Source organism: Marmoricola sp. URHA0025 HA25, assembly GCF_054059435.1.
This window is the reverse complement of the sequence record NZ_JBSSCD010000001.1, coordinates 607031-628294: the sequence shown is the minus strand read 5'-3', so window position 1 is coordinate 628294 and position 21264 is coordinate 607031. Positions and strand designations below refer to the sequence as shown.

The 21264-nt window shown below is 71.1% G+C and carries 19 protein-coding genes; 2 read left to right on the top strand and 17 right to left on the bottom strand.

The window, feature by feature from the left end:
* Nucleotides 1-83 precede the first annotated feature (83 nt).
* The 7 genes from ACVW00_RS02980 to ACVW00_RS02950 all read right to left on the bottom strand — a co-directional run bounded on the left by ACVW00_RS02980 (nucleotide 84) and on the right by ACVW00_RS02950 (nucleotide 4981).
* Entirely contained in the window at nucleotides 84-494 is a 411-nt protein-coding gene (locus ACVW00_RS02980) for a hypothetical protein (RefSeq protein ID WP_457109414.1), read from the bottom strand.
* On the bottom strand, nucleotides 491-784 hold the full coding sequence (locus ACVW00_RS02975) for a hypothetical protein (RefSeq protein WP_457109413.1): 294 nt from the start codon (nucleotides 782-784) through the stop codon (nucleotides 491-493). Before ACVW00_RS02975 ends, ACVW00_RS02980 begins: the two co-directional genes overlap by 4 nt.
* Nucleotides 784-2181 (bottom strand): C2 family cysteine protease, encoded by a 1398-nt coding sequence (locus tag ACVW00_RS02970; RefSeq protein ID WP_457109412.1) that lies wholly within the window; start codon nucleotides 2179-2181, stop codon nucleotides 784-786. Before ACVW00_RS02970 ends, ACVW00_RS02975 begins: the two co-directional genes overlap by 1 nt.
* A gap of 9 nt (nucleotides 2182-2190) precedes the next feature.
* Entirely contained in the window at nucleotides 2191-2484 is a 294-nt protein-coding gene (locus ACVW00_RS02965) for a hypothetical protein (protein WP_457109411.1), read from the bottom strand.
* Between the two features lie 48 nt (nucleotides 2485-2532).
* Nucleotides 2533-3315 (bottom strand): lytic murein transglycosylase, encoded by a 783-nt coding sequence (locus tag ACVW00_RS02960; RefSeq protein WP_457109410.1) that lies wholly within the window; start codon nucleotides 3313-3315, stop codon nucleotides 2533-2535.
* Between the two features lie 67 nt (nucleotides 3316-3382).
* A complete protein-coding gene (locus ACVW00_RS02955; protein ID WP_457109409.1) occupies nucleotides 3383-3790 on the bottom strand; it encodes a VOC family protein in 408 nt (135 codons plus the stop codon).
* A 60-nt stretch (nucleotides 3791-3850) separates the two neighbouring features.
* Complete coding sequence (locus ACVW00_RS02950; RefSeq protein WP_457109408.1) at nucleotides 3851-4981, bottom strand: glycosyltransferase family 4 protein; 1131 nt, start codon at nucleotides 4979-4981, stop codon at nucleotides 3851-3853.
* 177 nt (nucleotides 4982-5158) lie between these two features.
* Here ACVW00_RS02950 and ACVW00_RS02945 point away from each other — a divergent pair, with 177 nt between their 5' ends.
* Both ACVW00_RS02945 and ACVW00_RS02940 read left to right on the top strand, forming a co-directional pair.
* Entirely contained in the window at nucleotides 5159-6526 is a 1368-nt protein-coding gene (locus ACVW00_RS02945) for a UDP-glucose dehydrogenase family protein (protein ID WP_457109407.1), read from the top strand.
* A gap of 1 nt (nucleotide 6527) precedes the next feature.
* A complete protein-coding gene (locus tag ACVW00_RS02940) occupies nucleotides 6528-7367 on the top strand; it encodes an SGNH/GDSL hydrolase family protein (protein ID WP_457109406.1) in 840 nt (279 codons plus the stop codon).
* Here the strand turns inward: ACVW00_RS02940 and ACVW00_RS02935 are convergent.
* The 10 genes from ACVW00_RS02935 to ACVW00_RS02890 form a co-directional block, all read right to left on the bottom strand.
* A complete protein-coding gene (locus ACVW00_RS02935; protein ID WP_457113067.1) occupies nucleotides 7343-8116 on the bottom strand; it encodes a phosphate ABC transporter ATP-binding protein in 774 nt (257 codons plus the stop codon). The genes ACVW00_RS02940 and ACVW00_RS02935 overlap by 25 nt on opposite strands.
* A gap of 160 nt (nucleotides 8117-8276) precedes the next feature.
* Nucleotides 8277-10130: a hypothetical protein gene (locus tag ACVW00_RS02930; protein WP_457109405.1), complete on the bottom strand. Its 1854-nt coding sequence runs from the start codon at nucleotides 10128-10130 to the stop codon at nucleotides 8277-8279.
* 68 nt (nucleotides 10131-10198) lie between these two features.
* Nucleotides 10199-13636, bottom strand: a complete 3438-nt coding sequence (locus ACVW00_RS02925) for a class E sortase (protein ID WP_457109404.1) — start codon at nucleotides 13634-13636, stop codon at nucleotides 10199-10201.
* On the bottom strand, nucleotides 13633-15204 hold the full coding sequence (locus ACVW00_RS02920; protein ID WP_457109403.1) for a phosphate ABC transporter substrate-binding protein PstS: 1572 nt from the start codon (nucleotides 15202-15204) through the stop codon (nucleotides 13633-13635). The genes ACVW00_RS02925 and ACVW00_RS02920 overlap by 4 nt, the downstream gene beginning before the upstream one ends.
* Nucleotides 15201-16346 (bottom strand): phosphate ABC transporter permease PstA, encoded by a 1146-nt coding sequence (gene pstA, locus ACVW00_RS02915; protein WP_457109402.1) that lies wholly within the window; start codon nucleotides 16344-16346, stop codon nucleotides 15201-15203. Before pstA ends, ACVW00_RS02920 begins: the two co-directional genes overlap by 4 nt.
* Entirely contained in the window at nucleotides 16346-17356 is a 1011-nt protein-coding gene (gene pstC, locus ACVW00_RS02910; protein WP_457109401.1) for a phosphate ABC transporter permease subunit PstC, read from the bottom strand. Before pstC ends, pstA begins: the two co-directional genes overlap by 1 nt.
* Before the next feature lie 148 nt (nucleotides 17357-17504).
* Nucleotides 17505-17642, bottom strand: coding sequence for a hypothetical protein (locus tag ACVW00_RS02905; RefSeq protein WP_457109400.1), 138 nt, complete (start codon nucleotides 17640-17642; stop codon nucleotides 17505-17507).
* 11 nt (nucleotides 17643-17653) lie between these two features.
* On the bottom strand, nucleotides 17654-19336 hold the full coding sequence (locus ACVW00_RS02900) for a glycerol-3-phosphate dehydrogenase/oxidase (RefSeq protein WP_457113066.1): 1683 nt from the start codon (nucleotides 19334-19336) through the stop codon (nucleotides 17654-17656).
* Between the two features lie 88 nt (nucleotides 19337-19424).
* Nucleotides 19425-20531 (bottom strand): GuaB3 family IMP dehydrogenase-related protein, encoded by a 1107-nt coding sequence (locus ACVW00_RS02895; protein WP_457109399.1) that lies wholly within the window; start codon nucleotides 20529-20531, stop codon nucleotides 19425-19427.
* Nucleotides 20532-20769: 238 nt separating this feature from the next.
* Entirely contained in the window at nucleotides 20770-21258 is a 489-nt protein-coding gene (locus ACVW00_RS02890; protein ID WP_457109398.1) for an N-acetyltransferase family protein, read from the bottom strand.
* Nucleotides 21259-21264 lie beyond the last annotated feature (6 nt).

The following is a 21264-nucleotide window of genomic DNA, read 5'->3' as shown; positions in this document are numbered from 1 at the left end:
GACAACGCGGACAGCCCCCAATCACGAATGAGAGGGGGTCACGCCCTCGACCTTACCGGCGTACGCCGACAGCCACGACCGGGTCATCCGGCGGCCGGCACGACCTGGAGGTCCACGAGGTCGTCGCGGTCACTGCCGCCGGCGTAGATCGTGCGGACCAGCAGCTTCGCGCCGTCGAGCTCGATGGTCGCTCCCCGGGGGTACTTCGCCGCCTGCCTCACCGTGCCGGCGGGCCCGGTGACGACGAGGTTGGCCGACAGGTGGTCGCCGGACCCGGAGGCACCGCCGAACCCGACCTTGAACGTCGTGCCCCGGTAGCTGAGCGCGTCGGGCGCGCGGATGCCGCCGTTCGGCTGGAACTGGACCTTCACCCGGAACACTCCGGGACCCGAGGCCACCGGCGGTGGGCCGCTGTCGCGGGTCGCGAGCACGATCACGAGCACCAGGACGACCACGAGCGCCGCCCCCGACACGAGCAGCCACTTCATCCTCACGAGCCACCTTCTCTGGTCGGTACGGTCCCGCTGAGCACAAGCCAGGCCGGCTCGTCTCCGACGAGCTCGTCCACGGTGAGGTCGAGCCCGTCGCTCGCGATGCGGTCACCGAGCCGGAGAACCCGGCCGAACCGCTCGCCCGAGGAGGCGAGGCGAACGCCGAGCAGGATCGCCGGATCGGTGCGGTCCGGGTGCACGTCGATGATGCCAAACGTGTTGCCCTGCCCGTCGGTGACGCTCGCGGTCCGGCGGACCATGAGGGTCACGGAGGTGCGTGCGGAGTCGTCCATCAGCCCACCGACAGCTCGTTGAAGTGGTCGTGGAACTCATCCTCGGTCATCGTGATGAACTCGTCGACGCTGCCCCCTGAGCCCCACGGGTTGCGCAGCCTGACCGTGGGCGGATGGGCGCCGAGGTCGACCCCGACGACGGTGTACTCGTGGAGCGAGACGACGGTGTCGTCACCGACCTCGACCTTCTCCTTGTCGTCCTTCCACCAGAGGTGTCCGGTCGTGTGCTGCTTGCTCCCGGCGGTCATCGGGGTGCCGTCCCGGAGGTTGCGAGCGATGTCGTCGAAGGAGAGGTCGTCGGAGTCGTGGCGGTCCGCGTCGCGACCGGTCAGCGCCTCCATGCCCTGGTCTCCGAAACCGCCCTCGATGTCGCCGTAGCCACCCTTGAACCGGGCGAACGCCTTCTCGTAGATCGCGACCCAGGAGGGACCGTTGCGCCCCCAGCCCGGGTCACCGTGGGCGAGCTCGGCACTCGACCCGTCGTACGGGACCGAGCTGTCGACGGTCACCTCGACGGGCTTGCCGTCCTTGTAGAAGGTGACTGTGTAGGTGCCGTTGTCGTTGGCGACCATGTGGTTCCTGACGAAGTCGGGGTCGCCGGTCATCTCGGCCGCGATCGAGGCGAGGAACCAGCAGTCCCCTATCTCGCCCTGGTTGATGTCCTCGACGGTCGCCGCGTCGATGTCCGCAGGTGGGAGCTCGGCCAGCGGGTGCCCGGCGTGGTCGTCGTCGAGCGGCGGCTGGAGGCACGGCAGGTGGCGCGTGACGCGCACCCGCTGCTCGGCACCGAGCCGGGTGAACAGGTCATCGGCCAGCCCGTCGAAGACGCCGGGCGGGACCAGCCCGAAGGGCAGCTTCCTGGCCAGGTCCAGCCCTTCCTCCCACCGGTCGAGCTGGTCGTCGCTGAGGGCGGCGACGAGCGCGTCGGTCTCACCGGCGTTGAGCCCGTGGATCTCGTCCAGGACGCCCGCGATGTTCAGCGTGCGTTCGAGGCCGTCCTTGTCGAGCGCGGCGACCAGGTCGTCGCGGGCCTTGAGGAGCCTTGCCGCGTCGATGGGAGGCAGGTCCTGGAAGGCCTCGTCACCGGTGAAGGTGAAGCCGTCGGCGACCAGCGACTGGCAGCTCTTCAGGTGGGTCAGCCGCCGGCGGACCTCAGCGGCGAGGTCGGCCGCCTGCTCGGCGATCGGCGTGAGCCCGGGCAGCGAGCCACCCGGCTCGGTGCGGTCGAGACCGAGCTGGTGCGGGTTCACCCCCGCGGCCGCGGCACCGATCCACTCCGCGCGCTGCGCAGCGTTGCGGATGTCGGCGGCCAGCCCGGACGCAGCCGACGGCGTGTCGGCCAGCGCACGCTGGAGCTGCTGCACCTTCTCCAGGTCGAACCCGCAGTACGTCGTCACGGTCGCCGGCTACTTCGGCTTCGGCAGCGAGTCGGCCCGCTGGGCCAGCTCGGCCGCCAGGTGGCGCCAGCTCGCCGCCTGCTCGTCGCAGGTCTTGGCAGTCTCGGCCAGGCCGGTGACCCAGGCCTGGACGGTCTGGTGGGTCTCGGACGGGTAGCTGCCCTGCCAGGTGTCGTGGTTGTCCAGCTGTGTCACCGCGTTGAGCAGGGTGGCGCAGCTCGTGGCGCGCTCGGCCTGGTCCCGGGCGAGCTCGCGCAGCTCTTCGGCGTACGCCCTCAGGACGGCGGCACTCGGCGTGGACACGGCGCAAGCCTGCCCAGCCGGCCGGCCCGGCAAACCAACGCCGGCGACTCAGCGCGTGCGCGCGACGTACGTGTTCGCGGCGGCGGCGACGCCCGCGACGTACCCGGCGTCGTGGTTGTAGGAGTGCACCGCGGCGTTCCAGCCCGCGTCCGTGGCCAGGTCATGCCCGTCCGCACAGAGGTACCGGGCGGCGGTGAGGGCCGCGTCGTCGATGTCGCCGGGATCGGCGAGGCCGTCGCCGTCACCGTCGGCCGACCAGGTGTCCCAGGTGGACGGAAGGAACTGCAGCGGCCCCACCGCGTGCTCCCAGACGCCGTCGCCGTGCCACGCGGCGGACGCCGGTGTCGAGTGGATCGCAGCGACCCCGCCGGTGCCGTTCAGTGCCGGCCCGAGGATCGGCGTGGAGGGGCGGCCGTCGGCGAGCAGCGTCCGCCCGCCGATCGTGCCGTGCTGGGACTCGATCCAGCCGATGCCGGCCAGCGTGTTCCAGCTCAGGTCGCAGCCCGGCTGCTGGGCACGCAGCACCAGCTCGGCATCCGCGTAGGCGCGCAGCGCGGGCACCGGGATGCCGGCGGCCGTCGCGGTCCGGGCGAGCCACGCCTGGTCGAGGCCGGGCCGGCTCGCGGATCGGGACGCGTCCTGGGCCGTCGAGCGCCGGGCCGGTTGGGTGGCTGCGGAGGGCGCCGTCGCCAGGGGCGCGCCCTCGGCGAGTGCTGACGCGTCCGGCCCACCGACTCGGCGGATCGCGAGCGCGAGCACCGTGAGCACGAGGAGCACCGAACCGGCTGCGGCGACGACGGCGACGGCGCGCGCGACGGTCCCGGTGCTCATGCCCGCAATGGTGCCGGTCGCAGGTGAACGGAGGGTGCGGCGACTGAAGGGCGGACGCGCCGGGGCTTCAGCCCTCGGTCGACGTCGCGCCGATCTCGCCCATGCTGCGGAGGATGCAGAACTCGTTGCCCTCCGGGTCGGCGAGCACGACCCAGCCGCTGCCCGGTCCCCACTTGCCGCGCAGGTCGTCGACCTGGGTCGCACCGATGCTCAGGGCCCACTCCACCTCGGCGTCGCGCGTGCGCTCCGCGGGCCGCAGGTCGAAGTGCAGCCGGTTCTTGACCTGCTTGACGTCCGGCACCTCGATGAACAGCAGCTGGTGGCCGCCGTCCGGGCGCTGGATCAGGCACTCCTCGTGGTCGGGGGCGTTCGGGTCGTCGGGCAGGTCGACGTACCCGAGCAGCTGCTTCCACCACTCGGAGAGCTCGTAGGCGTTCGCGCAGTCGACGGTCGTGTGCGAGATGTAGGAGGTCACGCAGGAACCCTGCCTTCCCGAGGGCCGTCATGCACCTCGATTTCTGTGCGTGTACCTCGGTCAGGCGGCGACGGAGGGTGCCGTGCCGATCGCGGCGGCGTAGTGCTCGCGGACCAGCTCGTCGACGACGTGCGACCATGTCCGGGTCGCGACCCGCGAGAGCCCGTTCGCCGCGAGGCTCGCGCGCAGGGCGTCGTCGAGAACCAGCCGCTGCACGGCGTCGCGCAGCGAGCTCGCGTCGTCGGCGTCGTAGAGCAGGCCGGTGTGCCCGGGCTCGACCAGGTCCAGAGGCCCACCCTTCGCCGGTGCGACCACGGCGACGCCGCTCGCCTGGGCCTCCTGGATGGTCTGGCAGAACGTCTCGTTCTCGCCCGTGTGCACGAACACGTCGAGGGAGGCGAAGGCGGTCGCCAGCTCCACGCCGGTCAGCATGCCGGTGAACTTCGCCGCCGGCAGCTTCTTCCTCAGCCACTTCAGCTCGGGTCCGTCGCCGATCACGACCAGCCGGATGCCGGGCACGGCTGCCAGCTCCCTTAGCCGGCGTACCTGCTTCTCGGCAGCGAGCCGGCCGACGTACCCGACGACGACCTGGTCGCCGTTCTTCCTGCCGACGCGGGCCCACGAGTCGTGGAGCTGGGGACTCCGGTGCCGGGGACCGAACAGGTCGAGATCGACGCCGCGCCCCCAGACGTGCAGGTTCGGGACCGCGAGGGCCTCGAGCTGGGCGTACGCCGATCGCGAGGGCACCAGGGTGCGGGTCGACCGCCGATGGATGCGCCCCACCCACTTCGCGCAGGCTGCCTCGCCCGGCACGTTGTACTGGCGCAGGAAGCTGGGGATGTCGGTCTGGTAGACCGCGACCGTGGGCACACCGAGCCGGCGGGCCGCACGCAGGCCCAGCCAGCCCAGCGCGATCGGCGAGGCGAGGTGGACGACGTCCGGCTGGAACCTCTCGAGCTCCGCCTTCACCTGCCGGTCCGGCAACCCCATCGGGAACGACTTGTACATCGGCAGCGCAACCGATCGGACCCGCACGACCGGCACGCCGCGGTAGTCACCCAGGCCGTGGCCGGGAGCGATGATCAGCACCTCGTGCCCGTGCTCGACGAGGTGGTCGGTCACGTGGCGCACGGAGTTCACGACGCCGTTCACCAGTGGGAGGAACGACTCGGTCACGATGGCTACTCGCATGCCTCCACGGTGGCCCCGCTGCGTGAACGAACGGTGATCGGCCGGCGAATGTCGCAACGCCGGCGGCGGTCGAGTGGCGGACGACCCGGGGGCCATCACCTCGCTGTACACCTGCCTGTCATCCGACATCCCCCGCGAAGGTGCGACTGGGTCAGGTGTGAAGGCTGGGCTGGGCACATGAACCTCACGATCAGCGTGATCGGCACCGGCTACCTCGGTGCGACGCACGCCGCGTGCCTGGCCGAGCTCGGGTTCCAGGTGATCGGCGTCGACAACGACGCCCACAAGGTCGGCCGCCTCAACGAGGGTGCCGCCCCCTTCTCCGAGCCGGGGCTCGACGCGCTGCTGCACAGGCACGTCAGGACCGGGCGCCTCCGGTTCACCACCGAGATCCGGGAGGCAGCCGGCTGCGACGTGCACTTCCTGTGCGTCGGGACGCCGCAGGCGACCTCCGGCCACAGCGCGGACCTCAGCGCGCTCTGGTCGGTGGCCGCGGACTTGGCTCGGCACCTCACCCGTGACGCACTGGTGATCGGGAAGTCCACCGTCCCGGTCGGTACGGCGGACCGCCTCGCCGTCGAGCTGGCGCGCCACGCGCCGCACGGCGTCACGGCGCAGGTCGCCTGGAACCCCGAGTTCCTGCGCGAAGGACACGGCGTCCAGGACACCCTGCACCCCGACCGGCTCGTGTTCGGCGTGACGGGACCCGACGCCGAGCTCGCGCTCCGCAGCATCTACGCGCAGGCGATCGCCGAGGGCACTCCGGTGCACGTCACCGACCTCGCCACCGCAGAGCTCGCCAAGGCAGCGGCGAACGCCTTCCTCGCCACCAAGATCTCGTTCATCAACGGCATCGCAGAGATCAGCGAGCGCGCAGGCGCGGACGTGGTCGCGCTCGCCGACATCCTCGGTGACGACCCGCGGATCGGACGGCGCTTCCTCGAGGCGGGGATCGGCTTCGGCGGCGGATGTCTTCCCAAGGACGTGCGCGCGCTCTCGGCGCGGGCCGCGGCCCTCGGAGCGCACTCGGTGACCGGCCTGCTCCGGGAGGTCGACGACATCAACCTGCGGGCACGCAGCCGGGTCGCCGACCTGGCCCGACAGCTCGGGGGCGGCGACCTCGACGGCCGGAGGGTCGCGGTGCTCGGCGCTGCCTTCAAGCCCCTGTCCGACGATGTCCGGGACTCCCCGGCGCTCGACGTCGCGTGCAGGATGCACCGGCAGGGCGCCGACGTACGGGTCTTCGACCCGCAGGCAGCGCTCAACGCCCGGGCCGTGGCGCCGGAGCTGACCTATGTCGCCAGCCTGGAGTCGGTGCTGCGAGATGCCGACCTGGTGCTGCTGCTCACCGAGTGGCCGCAGTTCGTCGCGATGGACCCCCGCTGGGCGGCGTCCCTGGTCCGGCGTCGTGTGGTCCTCGACGGGCGCAATCGGCTGGACGTCGACCGGTGGACGGCCGCCGGCTGGACCGTCCAGGGCATCGGACGGATGCCGCGGCAGCTGCAGGTGCCCGTCCTCACCGCGGATGCCGCAGGCTCCTCCTGACGTGCTCCTGAACCGGTCGGCTCCCGCGACGCGGCGCCTGTCCACGCCCGCCGGGACCGCCGCGATCGCGGCCCTCGTGGCCGTCGCAGGCGGCTCGATCGCTGCCCGCGAGCTCCTCCGGATCCAGGCGCGGCTCGCTCGCCGCGCCATCGGCAAGGCACTGGGCGAGGAGGCACATCGCGCCGACCGCACCTACAAGCGCAAGCACGGCGACCGGATCGAGCTGCTGGTCCTCGGCGACTCGATCGCAGCCGGCCTGGGCGCCGAGACGCCCCGGCAGACGCTCGGTGCACAGCTGGCGAGGCGGCTCGCCAAGCGGACCCACCGGGCCGTGCGGCTGCACACCGCCGCGATCGTCGGGGCGGAGACGTCCGTGCTGAGGGCGCAGCTGGCCGGCCTGCCGGCGGGCTACCGTCCCGATGTCGCCGTGATCGTCGTCGGCGGCAACGACGTCACCCATCGGGTGCGCCTCGCGGACTCGGTCCAACACCTCGCGGACGCGGTCGCGGCTCTGCAGGACCGTGGCTGCGAGGTCGTCGTCGGCACCTGCCCCGACCTGTCGGCCCTGGCGCAGGTGCCGCAGCCGTTGCGCGCCCTCGGAGGCCTCAGCTCGCGGCGGCTCGCGGAGGCGCAGCGGGCCGCGGTCGTCGCGCTGGGCGCGCGGGCCGTCCCGCTGGCGGAGGTGGTCGGTCCGTTCTTCCTCACCCAGCCGGACGAGATGTTCGCGGTCGACCGGTTCCACCCGTCCGGAGCGGGCTATCGCCGGACCGCGAAGGCCCTGCTGCCGAGCGTCGTCGCGGCGGTCTCTGCGGTGCCTCAGCCGAACCGGCCGTTGGCGTAGTCGTTCGTCCGCTGGTCCTGCGGGCTCTCGAACAGCGCGCGGGTGTCGCCGTGCTCGACGATGACGCCTGGGGTGCCCTGCGACGCGAGGAAGAACGCACACTGGTCGGAGACGCGCGCGGCCTGCTGCATGTTGTGGGTGACGATCACGATCGTCACCTCGCGCGCCAGGTCGAGCATGGTCTCCTCGATCACCCGCGTCGAGGTCGGGTCCAGGGCCGAGCACGGCTCGTCCATGAGCAGGACCCGTGGCTTGATCGCCAGCGAGCGCGCGATGCAGAGCCGTTGCTGCTGGCCACCCGAGAGGCTGCCGCCGGGAGCATCGAGCCGGTCGCGCACCTCGTTCCAGAGACCGGCGCGAACCAGGCAGGACTCGACGATGGCGTCCCTCTCGGACCGCGAGGCCTTGGTGCCGGTGAGCTTGAGACCGGCGAGGACGTTCTCCCGGATCGACATCGCCGGGAACGGGTTGGGCTTCTGGAACACCATGCCGATCTGCCGGCGAGCATCGATCAGCTTGCGGTCGGGGCTGTAGATGTCGGTGCCGTCGAGGAGCACCTCGCCGCCCATCTGGGCAGAGGGGACGAGCTCGTGCATCCGGTTGAGGACGCGAAGGAAGGTCGACTTGCCGCAACCGGACGGTCCGATCAGTGCGGTGATGCTCCCGGCGCGCATGCTCAGCGAGACGCGGTCGAGCACCAGGCGGTCGCCGAACCAGGCGGAGACCTGCCGCGCCTCGAGGTCGGCCAGGTCGGGCGCGGGGCCGTCGGGGACGAACGGGTCGCGGACGTCGAGCTGCGGCAGCAGCGTCGTCGGGTGGTCTTCGATGCTCACGATGGCCTCGCGTTTCTGTGGTGCGAGGTGGGCCGGGCCGGTCACGGCCCGACCCACCTCACGGAGGGTTGTGCCGCTACTTCTGGACGATCACGAACTTCAGCGTGCCGCCCAGGCTGTCGCCCGAGCCGCTGTACGTCGCGACCAGCTTGTTCTTGCCGACCGGCAGCTTCGCCAGCTTGATCGTGACCACACCGTTGACGAGCGTGCCCCGGCCGACGATCTTGGTGCCCTTCTTGACCACGATCGTGCCGCCGGCCTTCACCGACGAGCCGGGCGCGAGAGCGACGACGACGTTGCCGACGGCCCGCTTCCCGTGCTTGATCTTGGCCTTGAAGGTCTCCGACACCGAGACCGCCGACTTGCCGACGGTGTAGACCTTGGTGTCATTGCTCGGCAGCGTGGTCGGGTTGCCGGCGTACGACGCACTGAACGACTGCGACCCGACGGCGAAGGTGCCCGGGATCGAGAACGTCGCCGTGCCGCCGGACAGGGCCGAGGTGGCCTGGTAGGCGCCGACGTTGATCGTCACGTTGCCAGTCGCTGCAGTCCCCTCGGCGGAGACCGAGACGGTCGCCGTGCCGCCGTGCCCGAAGGTGCCCGGCGCGACGGTCGCGGTGGTGGTGGAGCTCGAGACCACGGACACCGTCTTGGAGCCCTGCGAGTCGGTGTTCGCCGACGTGCTGGTCGCGAGGAACTTCGCCACGAACGTGTGCGAGCCGCCGGTGATCCCGGTCAGATGAGCGGTCGCGTGGCCCCCGCTGGGGGCGACGTCGCCGCCGACCTGGTTGGCACCGTCGAAGAACTGCACGGTGCCGGCGCCGCTGCTGACGGTCGCATCGAGGTCGACGGTGTGCAGCGCCCCGGACGTCGCGTTCAGCGACGTCGTCGAGACGGTGGCGCCGAAGACGTTCAGGTTCGACGGCGGCGCGGTCAGGTTCAGGCCGCACTGCCCGCCCGGGTGGGTGGCGTCGCCGGTCGTCTGCAGGGGCTCGAAGCCGGCGGCGATGATCTGCGTCCGCCCGGCGTCGGAGCACCAGAACCCGGCGGTGCCGAACAGCGCGGTGGCCCAGTCGGAGCCGGCGTCGGCGTTGCGGACGACGTCATACACGGCACGACGGGCCCGGTAGCCGCCCTCGAGGCTGATCACCGACGAGGCGATCGAGCTCGCACGTGCGGTCGAGAACGGGGCGATCGCGTCCGGGTCGTTCTGGATGTCGGTCGGGCTGTGCTCCTGGGTCACGGCCACGCTGGGCGCCAGGGTCACGTCGACACCACCGTTGCCGGCCTTGAGCTCGGACAGGAAGAAGCTCCGGGTGCCCGAGCCGGACTGGGGGATCAGGGGATGGATCGCTGCCGTGCTGCCCGCGGAGTTGCCCGGAATCTGGTTCCAGGTGGTGTAGACGCCCTTGTAGATGTTGACGACGTCGGCGATCTTCACGCTCGCCGGCGCGTGGGACGGTGTACCGGAGCCCGAGACCGCCATCTTGAGGCCGTCGACCGCGAAGGGGAACTGCGTGAGCGCCGCGGCCTCCGTGGTGCTCAGCGAGGACGAGGACCGGGCGAAGTTCACGTTGTTGTTGTTGCCGGCGCCGAACAGGGTCGCCTTGCCGGCCCCGGACCCGTTGGGCCGCGGGATCGTCGTCGGGTCGGCGGTGCCGTTCCAGGGCGCCGTGCGGAGGATGACGTTCGGGAACCCGGCGACCGGGGTGGCGTTGAAGCTCGCGACCTTGGGCGTGTGGGAGGTGTTCCAGGCATCGGCGAGGTTCTGGACGACGAACTCGATGGTGTCGGAGCCGACGCCGACGATGTCGGTCGCCGATGGCGTTGTCAATGGGTCGGCGGAGGCGGTGGTCGCCGTGCCGAGGGCCAGACCGGAGATCGCCAGGGCGGCCACTCCGATACCGGCGGTAAAGGTGCGTACCTTCATCTTTCTTGATCCTTCTCTCGGGTTTTCCTTGAACGGAACTCGTGGGTGAGCCAGGTCAGATCAGCGGGTCAGATCAGGTTGGGCAGCAGCCGCACCACCACATCGGTCGTGAACCAGGACAGGGCGATCGCGACCGGGGAGGCGATCACCCAGACCAGCCCGACGGAGAAGCGCTGGCGCGCGGAGGTGATCGCGACCGCCAGACCGGCCAGGAGAGCCAGGGCGAGGGCGAGCATCGGGAGCGCCGAGGAGTCGGCGGACATCGCGCGCTCGGACGACGGAATCGCCGTCGGGGCTCTCGCGGGTGCCGGCTCGCCGGTCTCGGCAGTCGCGTCGACGTAGACGACGTCCTCTGCCCGCAGACCCGCCAGCCGGCCGGAGCCCTCCGCGCTCACGAGCGTGAGCCGGGCCTCTTGGCCGGTCGGGGGCGCGGGAAGCGGGTCGCCGGCACGGCGTACGGCGTCGACCTTGAACACCGTGCGGCCCTGCTGGCCCTGGACGACGACCTGGTCGCCGTGCTGCAGCGTGGACAGGTGGCGGAACGGTGCCCCGTAGGTGCTGGCCCTGCCGTAGACCAGCGAGATGCCGCGCTGGCCGGGCAGGACGGTGTCCCGACGGTGACCCGGTCCCGCGCGGAGGTCACCTGATGCGGTGCCCTCGACGACCACCTGTGAGATCCCGAGATGGGGCACCGTGACCACGGCGACCGGATCGCCGGGCGCGGCACCCGGTCCCGTGGGCGCGGTGCCGGCGGCCAGCTGCTGGCGGAGCTCGCCGTAGAGCAGGTGCTGGTCGCGTGCCTGGCTGAAGCCGCTCAGCACCAGCACCTGGAAGACGAACCACAGGCTCACGATGGCGACCATCGTGAAGGCCGACGAGACCAGGGAGACGGCCTCGTCCGCCTCCCCCGGGCGGATCGCGACCGGCGCCGGCCGCGGCCGGATCCGGCTCCGCGCGCGGGCCGGGCTGGTCAGGGTCGTCATCGCACACCCCGTTGGCGCAGGGCCAGTCTGCTGAAGGCGCTGATGATCGCCCCGGCGATGCCGACCATGAGGATGGCGGGCAGCAGGAAGCCGGCGAGCGGTGAAGTGACCGCGGTGGTCTTCGCGGCCAGCACCGGAGCGGCTTCCGAGGTGACGGCGGTCGGTGCCGCGACCGCCGCCCGGTGCGGCAGCCGGCGGAGCGGTGCCGGCGGGCGCGCTGGTCTGGGCGGCGCTGCCTGCTCCGTTGCCTGCCGCCGGCTTCACAGCCGGCGCCTTCTGCGCGCGGATGGCGGTCGCGATCGTGCGCGCGGATGAGTACAGCGCCTTCGTCGGCCCGCTGTCGAGGATCGGCAGGTAGCCCTCGGGCAGCTGGCCGTTGCCGCGGCCGCGCACCTGACCCTCGGTCGTGGAGACGTCGACGAACTGGGCGACCTTCGCGGCGTCGCGCTTGGGTACGCCGGTGAGCCTGGCGGCCGTGTAGACGATCATCGTGCCGGGATAGGCCGTGCTGCTCTTGCCCAGCGCCGCGTCCGGGATCGTGAACGGCTGGTACTTCTTGCCGGGCTTCGCGAGAGCGATCGCGGCAGCCATCGAGGCGTCGTCGGGCGCGACGTACGCCCCGCCTGCGACCGCCAGCGAGGCGGTGTGCAGCCCGAAGCGCTCGGCGTCACCGAGGGTCGTGATGCCCAGCAGGAAGCGCGTCCCGACGCCCTGGCGGTCGACGCGACCCAGCTTCCAGGGGTCGGAGGGGGTCGGCCGGTCGCACTTCGTCGAGAGCAGTGGCCATGCGTCGAGCACTGCTGCGGCGATCTGGCGCAGGCTGCTCACGGGAGCCGCGACCTGCGGCAGGTACGGCGCCGGGTTCGCCTTGAGGCACTCGTCGTTCGAGGCCGGCACGTAGGTGTCCAGCAGCGGCCACTGCGAGGTCGGCACCGTGATGCCCTTGTACGACGGGTTGACCGTCATCCCCCACGGGTCCGCCTGGCCGTCGAGGAACGCCTTCGCGTCGGGGTCCCGCGCGATGTACCCGGTCAGGGCGCTGATGACGTCCGAGGACGTCGACAGCGTCATCACGCTGGCTGCCGCCTCCTGGGCGATGTCACTCATGCCCGGGTTGAGGGCACGGAACTCCGGATCGAGGTTGAGCGCGAGCGGGTTGTGCTCGAGCCCCGGGTGGCCCGCTCCGCGCGACGACGCGGGATAGGACTCGGTGAGGAGCTTGGCCAGCAGCCGGGCGTTGAGCCTCAGACCGGTGAACTCGCCGGCGTTCTCGGGCTTGTCCACGGCGTAGCTCACGGCGAAGCCGGTGACCGCTGTCGGGGCGTAGCCGACCGGAGTGTCCGCCTGTCCCTCCCTCTTGCCGGAGACCTCCGCGGCCAGGGCGACGCCCTGCTGCATCTGGGAGAACGCGGCTTCGTCGGACATCGAGTTCTGCTGCCACTTGAACCGGTCCTTGCGCAGGCAGAAGGCCGGCGCCCACTGCAGGGCGGCCTGGGAGAGCAGCTCCGAGCCGTAGAACGGCGTCGGCGCGCGGTCGTCGAGCAGGTCGCAGGCACTCGGGGGAAGGGCGAAGCTCAACGGGACGGAGAACCGGTTGCGCCAGTTCGACGCGCTCCACCAGTACACCGGTGACACCGACGGGTCGACCCCGGCGTTGGCGAAGTTGCTGCTGCCCTCGGGGAACTGGCCCGTGCCGCGGCAGGCGTTGTCCGCGGACAGGAACGCCGGGTCCTTGTCCACACAGCTCAGGCCCATGATCGGGATCACGACGAGCGAGCAGGCCACCTTGTAGGAGCAGCCGAGCGACTCGTTCTCGACCGCGGTACGGACCTCGAACGAGACGTTCCCGGTCCCGTCCGTGCCGGTGAACGCCTCCTGCTCGGCCGGCGGGAACGAGGAGCCGACCGCGGCCTCGGGCGGCATCGTGGCGGAGGTGCAGCCCTTGTAGACCTTGCCGTCGGCGGCCACGAACGGTGTGACGTGGGCGTAGAAGGTGCTCGAGCTGTCGTCGCAGGCTGCTCCGGGGTACGGGTCGAGGCCGCTCTTCACCTGGCGGTCCGCGTCGCTGGCGTGGAGGTCGCGCGCCCAGATCGCCGCCGTCGGGTCCTGGACCTGCGAGCGCTGCAGCTTGGTCGAGGTCCAGCAGGTCTGCGGCTCGAGCTGCTGGTCCTCCGGGAGGCTCGGGTCGTCGAGGCCGCGGCACTGCATGATGACGACGGGGTACTCCTGGTTGAGCCCGTTCTCGCCGTACGGGTTGCTCGCCCGGGCACCGCTGGGGTGCGCACCGCTCCAGGACACGTGGATCCGCTCGCGGCTCTGCACCTGGGTGGTGTGGTCGACCGAGACGGTCACGTCGCGACTGTCGACGACCGTGCTCACGCCCGCGTCGACGAACTCGCGCTCGAGCTTCTTGGTGCGGGAGAAGCCGGCGTCGGACAGTGCGGGCGAGATCGCCCCGGCCGGCACGAGCGGAAGTACGCCCAGCACGAGGACGCCGGCGAGAAGGAGCAGCGCCCGCCTCACGACGCCGCCTTGCCGGTACGCCGGCGCCAGGCGACGTAGAGACCGGGCAGCAGGACGAGAGCGCACAGCTCGAGGACCGCCAGCGCCGCGAACGTGACCCGGTCACCGGAACGGCCCGCGGAGAGCTCGGTCGGCGTGGCGGTGACGGGCTCGCCGGCCGCGAGCGCGGTGTCGCCGGTCGTGACCGCTGCCCCGGTCTCCGGGTCGACCGCGGGAGGCGGCGCGCCGGCAGCGGGAGCACCAGCTGTGGCGGTGGTCGCCGCCGGCGCCGTGGCGTTCTTGTCCGTGGACGGCGTGCCCGTCCCGGTGTCGGTGCCGCACGGGCCCGCACCGACCTTGTCGCAGGCGGCCGGCTTGGGGGCGATCTCGGCGAGGTGGTTCTTGGAGAGGTTCCCTGCGACGAACGTGGGGTTGTGGCAGCTGGTCACCGAGCGGTTGGTCAGGTCGACCGCGGGGTCGGCGTCCTTGAGCTTGCCGATCTGCTCGAACCCGGCCTGGACGAGGTTCAGCGGGAGCGGCGAGTAGCCGTACGGGCCCGCCTTGGTCTGGCCCTCGCACAGCGAGTAGTAGGTGAAGTCAGCCAGCGTCTGCCGCTTGGCCGTGGTCATCCGGCGGTCGTTCGGGTCGGTCGGGATGATCATGTAGGAGTACGACGACAGCGGGTAGGCACGGACGTCGGTCGCCTGGTAGACCCCGTCGAGGATCTGGGTGAGGTAGTCCTTCGACGACTTGTCCTGGTTGATCTGCGCCTTGGTCAGCGCCACCGCCACGTTGTACTGCGTCGGCTCGACGTAGTAGCCGCCCGCGTTGAGCACCTTGACGACCGGGTAGTGCGCGTTGAGCGGGTAGGAGTACTCGACGTAGCCGATGGTGCCGTTGCCGGCCGCCCCGGAGATGGTGTTCATCACCTGGTCCGAGCCGGCGGCGGCGATCGCGCGCCCCTGCTTCGGGAAGTACGACGTGAGGCCGTTGTGACCGAAGAACGGCCGCCACAACGAGGGGTACATCGTGTCGAGGTAGCGCGTGAACTGCGCCGTCGTACCGGAGCCGTCGGAGCGGATCACCGGCGTGATCGGCAGAGACGGCAGGGCGTGACCGTTGTTGTCCTTGGTGATCGCGGGGTCGTTCCAGTTGTCGATCTTGTTGGTGAAGATCCTCGCGATCGTGTCCCCGGAGAGGCGCAGGTTCTTCACGAGCTTGCCGGCGACCTTGATCTGGTAGGTGAACGCGGTCCCACCGGCGACCATCGGCAGGTACGCGTAGCCGCGTCCGTTGCTCGTGTCGGCCTGGCCGTACTCGTCGGTGCCCTGGTAGGGGATCTCGCTGATCGCGAAGTCGGTGACGCTGTTCGCGAAGTCCTTGCGCCCCTGCGAGGAGCCGCCGCCGTTGTAGGTGACCTTCATGCCGGAGGCGTCGACGTCGGAGATCCACTGGCTGAGGATCACCTGCGACCAGGTGGAGCCCGAGCCCTCGATCTGGGCGTAGTTCGCGGCGAGCGCGGGCGTCGTCAGGCCGGTTGCCAGCCAGAGCACGACGGCGACGAGCAGGACGGTTCTCAGGCGGTTCACTGTGACTCCCGGAGACGGGCGACCAGCCGCTTGGTGCGGCCGGACCTGGTGGTTCGCGGACGCGCGAGCAGCCGCGCGACGACGAACAGGGACAGGACGAGAAAGAGCAGGACCGACGCTGCGGCGAAGGCGCGAGCGATCGCCAGCGGCTCCCCGCTGCGGACGGTCGTGTAGATGTAGAGCGGCAACGAGTTCATGACGCCGCCGTTCGGGTTGGTCACCACGAACGACGCGGCGCCCGAGGTGAGCAGCACCGGTGACGTCTCGCCGACTCCCCGGGCGACCCCGAGGATCAGCGCGGTGGCGAGACCCGGTCGTGCCGTGGGGAGTACGACGTGCCACACGGTCTTCCACCGCGACGCCCCGAGCGCCAGGCTCGCCTCGCGAAGGCCGCTCGGCACGACCCTGAGCACCACGTCCGCGGCCCGCGCGATGATCGGGAGCATCATCACCGCGATCGCCATCGCCGCGCAGAAGCCCGAGCGCGGGAAGCCGAGGCCGATGATGAGCACCGTGTAGATGAACAGGCCGGCGACGATCGACGGCAGGGCCGTCATCGCCTCGACGACCGTCCGGACGATCGTGGCGAAGCGCCCGCCGATCTCGGTCATGAAGACCGCGGTCCCGATGCCGAGCGGCACGGTGACGCAGATCGCGATGCCGACCTGGATGAGGGAGCCGACGATGGCGTGCAGGATGCCGCCTCGGGTGAACGGGTCGCGGGGACCCACGGCGGCCATGTCGTCGAGGAAGAAGTTGGGGTGCAGCAACGGTCGCCAGCCCCGCTGGAAGACGAACACCAGCGTGGTCACGAGCGCGATGCCGACCACGAGGGCACCCGCGTTGACCAGCGCCGTCGCCAGCCGGTCGCGCATCTCGACCACAGAGCCCGTCATCGCCGCGGTGACCGCCGTGAGCGCGAGCCCGGCCGCGAAGCCGACGAGGAGGAACCAGGTCGGACCCGGTAGCGGGAGCAGTCGCTGGGTGACCACCCATGACAGGGCGAAGCCGCCGACCCACGACCCGGCGCGGACGAACCGCTCCTCGGGGTTGGCCTGGTGGAGGTTGCGGCGCGGCGTTGCCGGCGGGGCGTCGTCGGAGCGGGACGGCAGCCGCGTCGTACCGAGCGACATGCTGGTCATCAGGCGTCCGTCCCGACGCCCGAGCGACTGCGGTTGACCACGATGGCGGCCATCGTGTTGATCACGAGCGTGATCAGGAAGAGCACGAAGCCGGCCGTGAGCAGGGCGGACAGCTGGGAGTCGGTGGCCTCCCCGAACCGCCCGGCGATCAGCGCGGACACCGTGCTGGTCCCGATCTCGAGGATCCGCGGCTTGACCTCGAAGGCCGGCGAGATGATCAGCAGCACCGCGATGGTCTCGCCCAGCGCCCGGCCCAGCCCGAGCATGGTGCCGCCGATGATTCCGCCCCGGCCGAAGGGCAGCACGACCGTGCGGATCATGCCCCAACGGGTGGATCCCAGCGCGAGCGCCGCTTCCTTCTCCCCCAGCGGCGTCTGGGAGAAGACCTGGCGCATCACGGCGCAGGCCATCGGGAGGACCATCATCGCGACCGCGATCCCGGCGCAGAACGCCGAGGCCGTGTAGCGCGACCGGTCCCAGACGGCGGCGTTCGGGTCGGCGTCCACGTCGAAGATCGGGATCCATCCGAAGTGCCGCTGCAGGAACAGCGCCACCTCGCTCGCGTGCGGCTGCATCAGGAAGAAGCCCCACAGCCCGTAGACGATGCTCGGCACGGCGGCCATCAGGTCGACCAGTGAGACCAGGGTCGGCTTGAGCCGGGCCGGTGCGTACTCGCTGATGTAGAGCGCGGTGGCGATTGACAGCGGGAAGGCCACGACGATCGCGACGAGGGCGACCGAGAAGGTGCCGACGAGCACTGCTCCGATGCCCAGGACGTCGGACTCCGGTTGCCACTGCGTCTCGGTGAAGAAGCTCCAGCCGTAGTGCTTCAACGTCGGCACCGACTGGAGGGCGAGGAACAGCCCGATCCCACCGGTGATGAGCAGGACGGTCGCTCCGGTCGATCGCGCGGCGTAGGCGAAGACCCGATCCACCCCGGTGTGCGTCGACGCCAGCACCCGGGGAACCGCCTGCTCTGCAGGCCGCTCCTCGCTGGCGAGGGTGGTCACGTGTCTTGCCCCGATCGGTTGGTTTGCCGGTCGCGGACAATCTCAGGAAGTCCGGCGACCAATCAGGGCGCACGGAGTGAACGGAAGCGGAACAGTGGATTGACGAGCCTGAAGATGGTCCCTTCGGGCTATCCCGAACCGGCCGAAATCAGACCGCCCAGGGACCTTCGGGGGCCATGACCCGGGCCTCGCCGGCCTCCTGGTCGGTCGGCTTCTGCTGGCTCTGGCGCTCGGCCTCGACCCTTCGCATCGGCACCGTATCGACCTCCGCGAGCAGGTCGAGCACCTGGGACGAGCTCAGACCGCCCAGGGACCTTCGGGGGCCATGACCCGGGCCTCGTCGGCCTCCTGGTCGGTCGGCTTCTGCTGGCTCTGGCGCTCGGCCTCGACTCTTCGGAGGTAGTGATCGACCTCCTCGTCGATGCGCCCCTGGTCCCAGTCGAGGACCGAGCCCATCAGCTCGGCGACCTGCGGAGCGCAGAGCACGCCGCGGTCGAAGGTCTCGATCGAGATCCGGGTACGCCGGGTCAGCACGTCGTCGAGGTGACGGGCCCCTTCGTGGGTGACCGCGTAGACGACCTCGCCGCAGAGGTAGTCGTCGGCGTGGATCAGCGGCTCGGCGAGCTCGGGCCGGTCCTGCAGCAACGGCAGGACCTCGTCGACGAGGCCGCCGTAGCGACGCAGGAGGTGGTCGATCCAGCCGACGTCGAGGCCCGCGGCGCGGGCGAGCGCGACCCGCTGGTTGGTGCGCGTCTCGAAGCCCTGCGCGCCGAGCAGCGGCACCCGGTCGGTGATGCTCGGGCCGACCTCGCCGGAGTAGCGCCGCAGGGTGCGTGCCGCCATGTCCACGGCGTCGCGGGCCATCACCCGGTAGGTGGTGAGCTTCCCGCCCGCGATCAGCACCAGCCCGGGCATCGGCGCCACGACGGTGTGCTCACGGGAGATCTTCGAGGTGGCCTCGACCTCGCCCTTGAGCAGCGGTCGGAGCCCGGCGTACACACCCTCGACGTCGTCGTGGTCGAGCGGTGTCCTGAGCAGCTTGTTGACGTGGCCGAGCACGTAGTCGATGTCGGCGCGAGACGCCGCGGGGTGGGCGAGGTCGAGCTGCCACGGGGTGTCGGTCGTGCCGATGATCCAGTGCCGACCCCACGGGATCACGAACAGCACCGACTTCTCGGTCTTGGTGATGAAGCCGGTCTCCGAGCGGATCCGGTCGCGCGGCACGACCAGGTGGATGCCCTTGCTCGCCTCGACGTGGAGGGCACCCCGGCCGCCCACCATCTCCTGGATCTCGTCGGTCCAGACGCCCGCTGCGTTGATCACGACACGCGCGCGGATCTCGAGATCAACGTCGTTCTCGAGGTCCCGCGCGCGCACCCCGACGACGCGGTCGCCGTCACGGAGGAAGCCGGTGACCCGCGTCCGGGACGCGATGTGGGCGCCGTACGCCGCGGCGGTGCGGGCGATCGTCACGACAAGCCGTGCGTCGTCGACCTGGCAGTCGTAGTACCGGATCGCGCCGCTGAGCTGGTCGGTGCGCAGGTCCGGCGCCATCCGGGCGATCTGACGGCGGAAGAGGTGCTTGTGCCGGGGCACGCCCATGTCGTATTTCCCCGCCATCGCCATCGCGTCGTACAGGGCGACCCCGGCGCCGACGTAGGGGCGCTCCCAGGTGTGGTGCAGCGGGTAGAGGAACGGCACCGGCCGCACCAGGTGCGGGGCGATCCTGGTGAGCAGAAGGCCACGCTCCTCGAGTGCCTCGCGGACCAGCGCGAAGTCGAACATCTCCAGGTAGCGCAACCCGCCGTGCACGAGCTTGCTGCTCCGGCTGCTGGTGCCGCTCGCGTAGTCGCGCTGCTCCAGCAGCGCGGTCGAGAGCCCTCTGGACACCGCGTCGAGGGCGACACCCGCACCGACGACGCCCGCACCGACGACGAGGACGTCCAGGTCGGGAGTGGCCGGCTCGGCGGTCTGCGCCATCGCCGCAAGGGCCTTCGCGCGCTGGAAGGGGCCCAGGTCGGCGGCGATGCTCACCTCGTCAGTCTTCCACCGGTGTGTGACACGGCGGTTACTGGACGACGACCTCGATCCGCTGGAACTCCTTGAGCTCGGTGTAGCCGGTGGTCGCCATCGCGCGGCGCAGCGCCCCGACGAGGTTCATCGTGCCGTCGGCGACGCGGGAGGGACCGAAGAGGATCTCCTCGAGCGTCCCGACGCTGCCGATCTGCACCCGCTCGCCACGCGGCAGCTCGGTGTGGTGGGCCTCGGCGCCCCAGTGGTAGCCCTGGCCCGGTGCGTCGGTCGCCCGCGCGAGCGGGCTGCCGATCATCACGGCGTCCGCCCCGCAGGCGATCGCCTTGGCGATGTCGCCGCTCCGGCCGATCGAGCCGTCGGCGATCACGTGCACGTAGCGGCCGCCGGACTCGTCCATGTAGTCGCGGCGTGCGGCCGCGACGTCGGCGACCGCACTGGCCATCGGCACGGCCACGCCGAGCACGGTGCGGGTCGTGTGGGCTGCGCCGCCGCCGAAGCCGACCAGCACGCCGGCAGCACCGGTCCGCATCAGGTGCAGGGCCGCCTGGTACGTCGCACAGCCGCCGACGATCACCGGCACGTCGAGCTCGTAGATGAACTCCTTGAGGTTCAGCGGCTCGGCCTGCCCGGAGACGTGCTCGGCGCTCACCGTGGTGCCGCGGATCACGAACATGTCCACCCCGGCGTCCACGACGGTCTTGGCGAACTCCTTGGTGCGCTGCGGCGACAGTGCCCCGGCGACGGTCACGCCGGCGTCGCGGACCTGCTTCACCCGCTCGGTGATCAGCTCGGCCTTGATCGGCTCGGCGTAGACCTCCTGCATCCGGCGGACGGCGTCGTCGGGCTCGAGCTCGGAGATGCCGGCGAGCAGGTCGGTCGGGTCGTCGTACCGGGTCCAGAGGCCCTCGAGGTTGAGCACCCCCAGGCCGCCGTACCGGCCGAGCGCGATCGCGGTCTCCGGCGAGACCACCGAGTCCATCGGGGCTGCCAGGATCGGCAGCTCGAACCGGTAGGCATCGATCTGCCACGCGGTCGAGACCTCCTCGGGGTCACGCGTACGCCGACTCGGCACGATGGCGATGTCGTCGAAGGAGTAGGCCCGGCGGCCGCGCTTGGCGCGGCCGATCTCGATCTCGGTCACCCACGGATTCTGCCATCGCAGAGGCTGCGACGGGAATCCGCCTCGACGGCGGCGGGCCCCGGTCATGTCGCGGCTCCTGACAGATCCCGCGCCTTCGAGCCGGGATGTGTCACGGCAGGTGACACATCCTGCGTCTCCCGGCCCGGATCTGTCGCAGCCGGTGGCAGATCACGGACACGCCGGCTCGGGCCACGCGGTCGACAGCGCCTCCGACACGAGTGGAGCGCCCGCCGGCGGCTCAGGTCAGCGGCAGGTACATCACGTGCAGGCCGACGTACGAGCCGTCCGGCCGCCGGAAGGCACCGGGCACGGTGCCGACGACCTCGAAGCCGAGTGAGCGCCAGAGACGCACCGCGGGCCCGTTGGTCTCCACGACGGCGTTGAACTGGATCCCGCGGAAGCCACGCTCGCGGTGCCAGCCGACGACGTGCTCCCCGAGCCCGCGGCCGACGCCGTGGCCGCGGGCGGTCGAGCCCACCATGAAGGACGCGGTGCCGATGTGAGCGCCTTGAGCGGGCCGGTTCGGACCCATGTTCGCCGAGCCCACGACCACACCTTCGACCTCCGCCACCGCGACCGCACCGTCGTCGCCGGAGCGCAGCCAGAACTCACGGGCCGCCGCGTCGCCGGCCGGGACCGGCATCGCGTAGGTCTCGCCCTCGGCGGCGACCTCGTCGATGATCCGCCTGACCGCAGGCCAGTCGCGCTCCTCGAAGGGGCGAATCACGGGTCG

Coding starts and splice junctions, on each gene's coding strand:
- ACVW00_RS02930 (WP_457109405.1), bottom strand. CDS start 10,130: ATGAAGGTACGCACCTTTACCGCCGGTATCGGAGTGGCCGCCCTGGCG.
- ACVW00_RS02945 (WP_457109407.1), top strand. CDS start 5,159: ATGAACCTCACGATCAGCGTGATCGGCACCGGCTACCTCGGTGCGACG.
- ACVW00_RS02960 (WP_457109410.1), bottom strand. CDS start 3,315: ATGAGCACCGGGACCGTCGCGCGCGCCGTCGCCGTCGTCGCCGCAGCC.
- ACVW00_RS02975 (WP_457109413.1), bottom strand. CDS start 784: ATGGACGACTCCGCACGCACCTCCGTGACCCTCATGGTCCGCCGGACC.
- ACVW00_RS02950 (WP_457109408.1), bottom strand. CDS start 4,981: ATGCGAGTAGCCATCGTGACCGAGTCGTTCCTCCCACTGGTGAACGGC.
- ACVW00_RS02900 (WP_457113066.1), bottom strand. CDS start 19,336: ATGGCGCAGACCGCCGAGCCGGCCACTCCCGACCTGGACGTCCTCGTC.
- pstA (WP_457109402.1), bottom strand. CDS start 16,346: ATGACCAGCATGTCGCTCGGTACGACGCGGCTGCCGTCCCGCTCCGAC.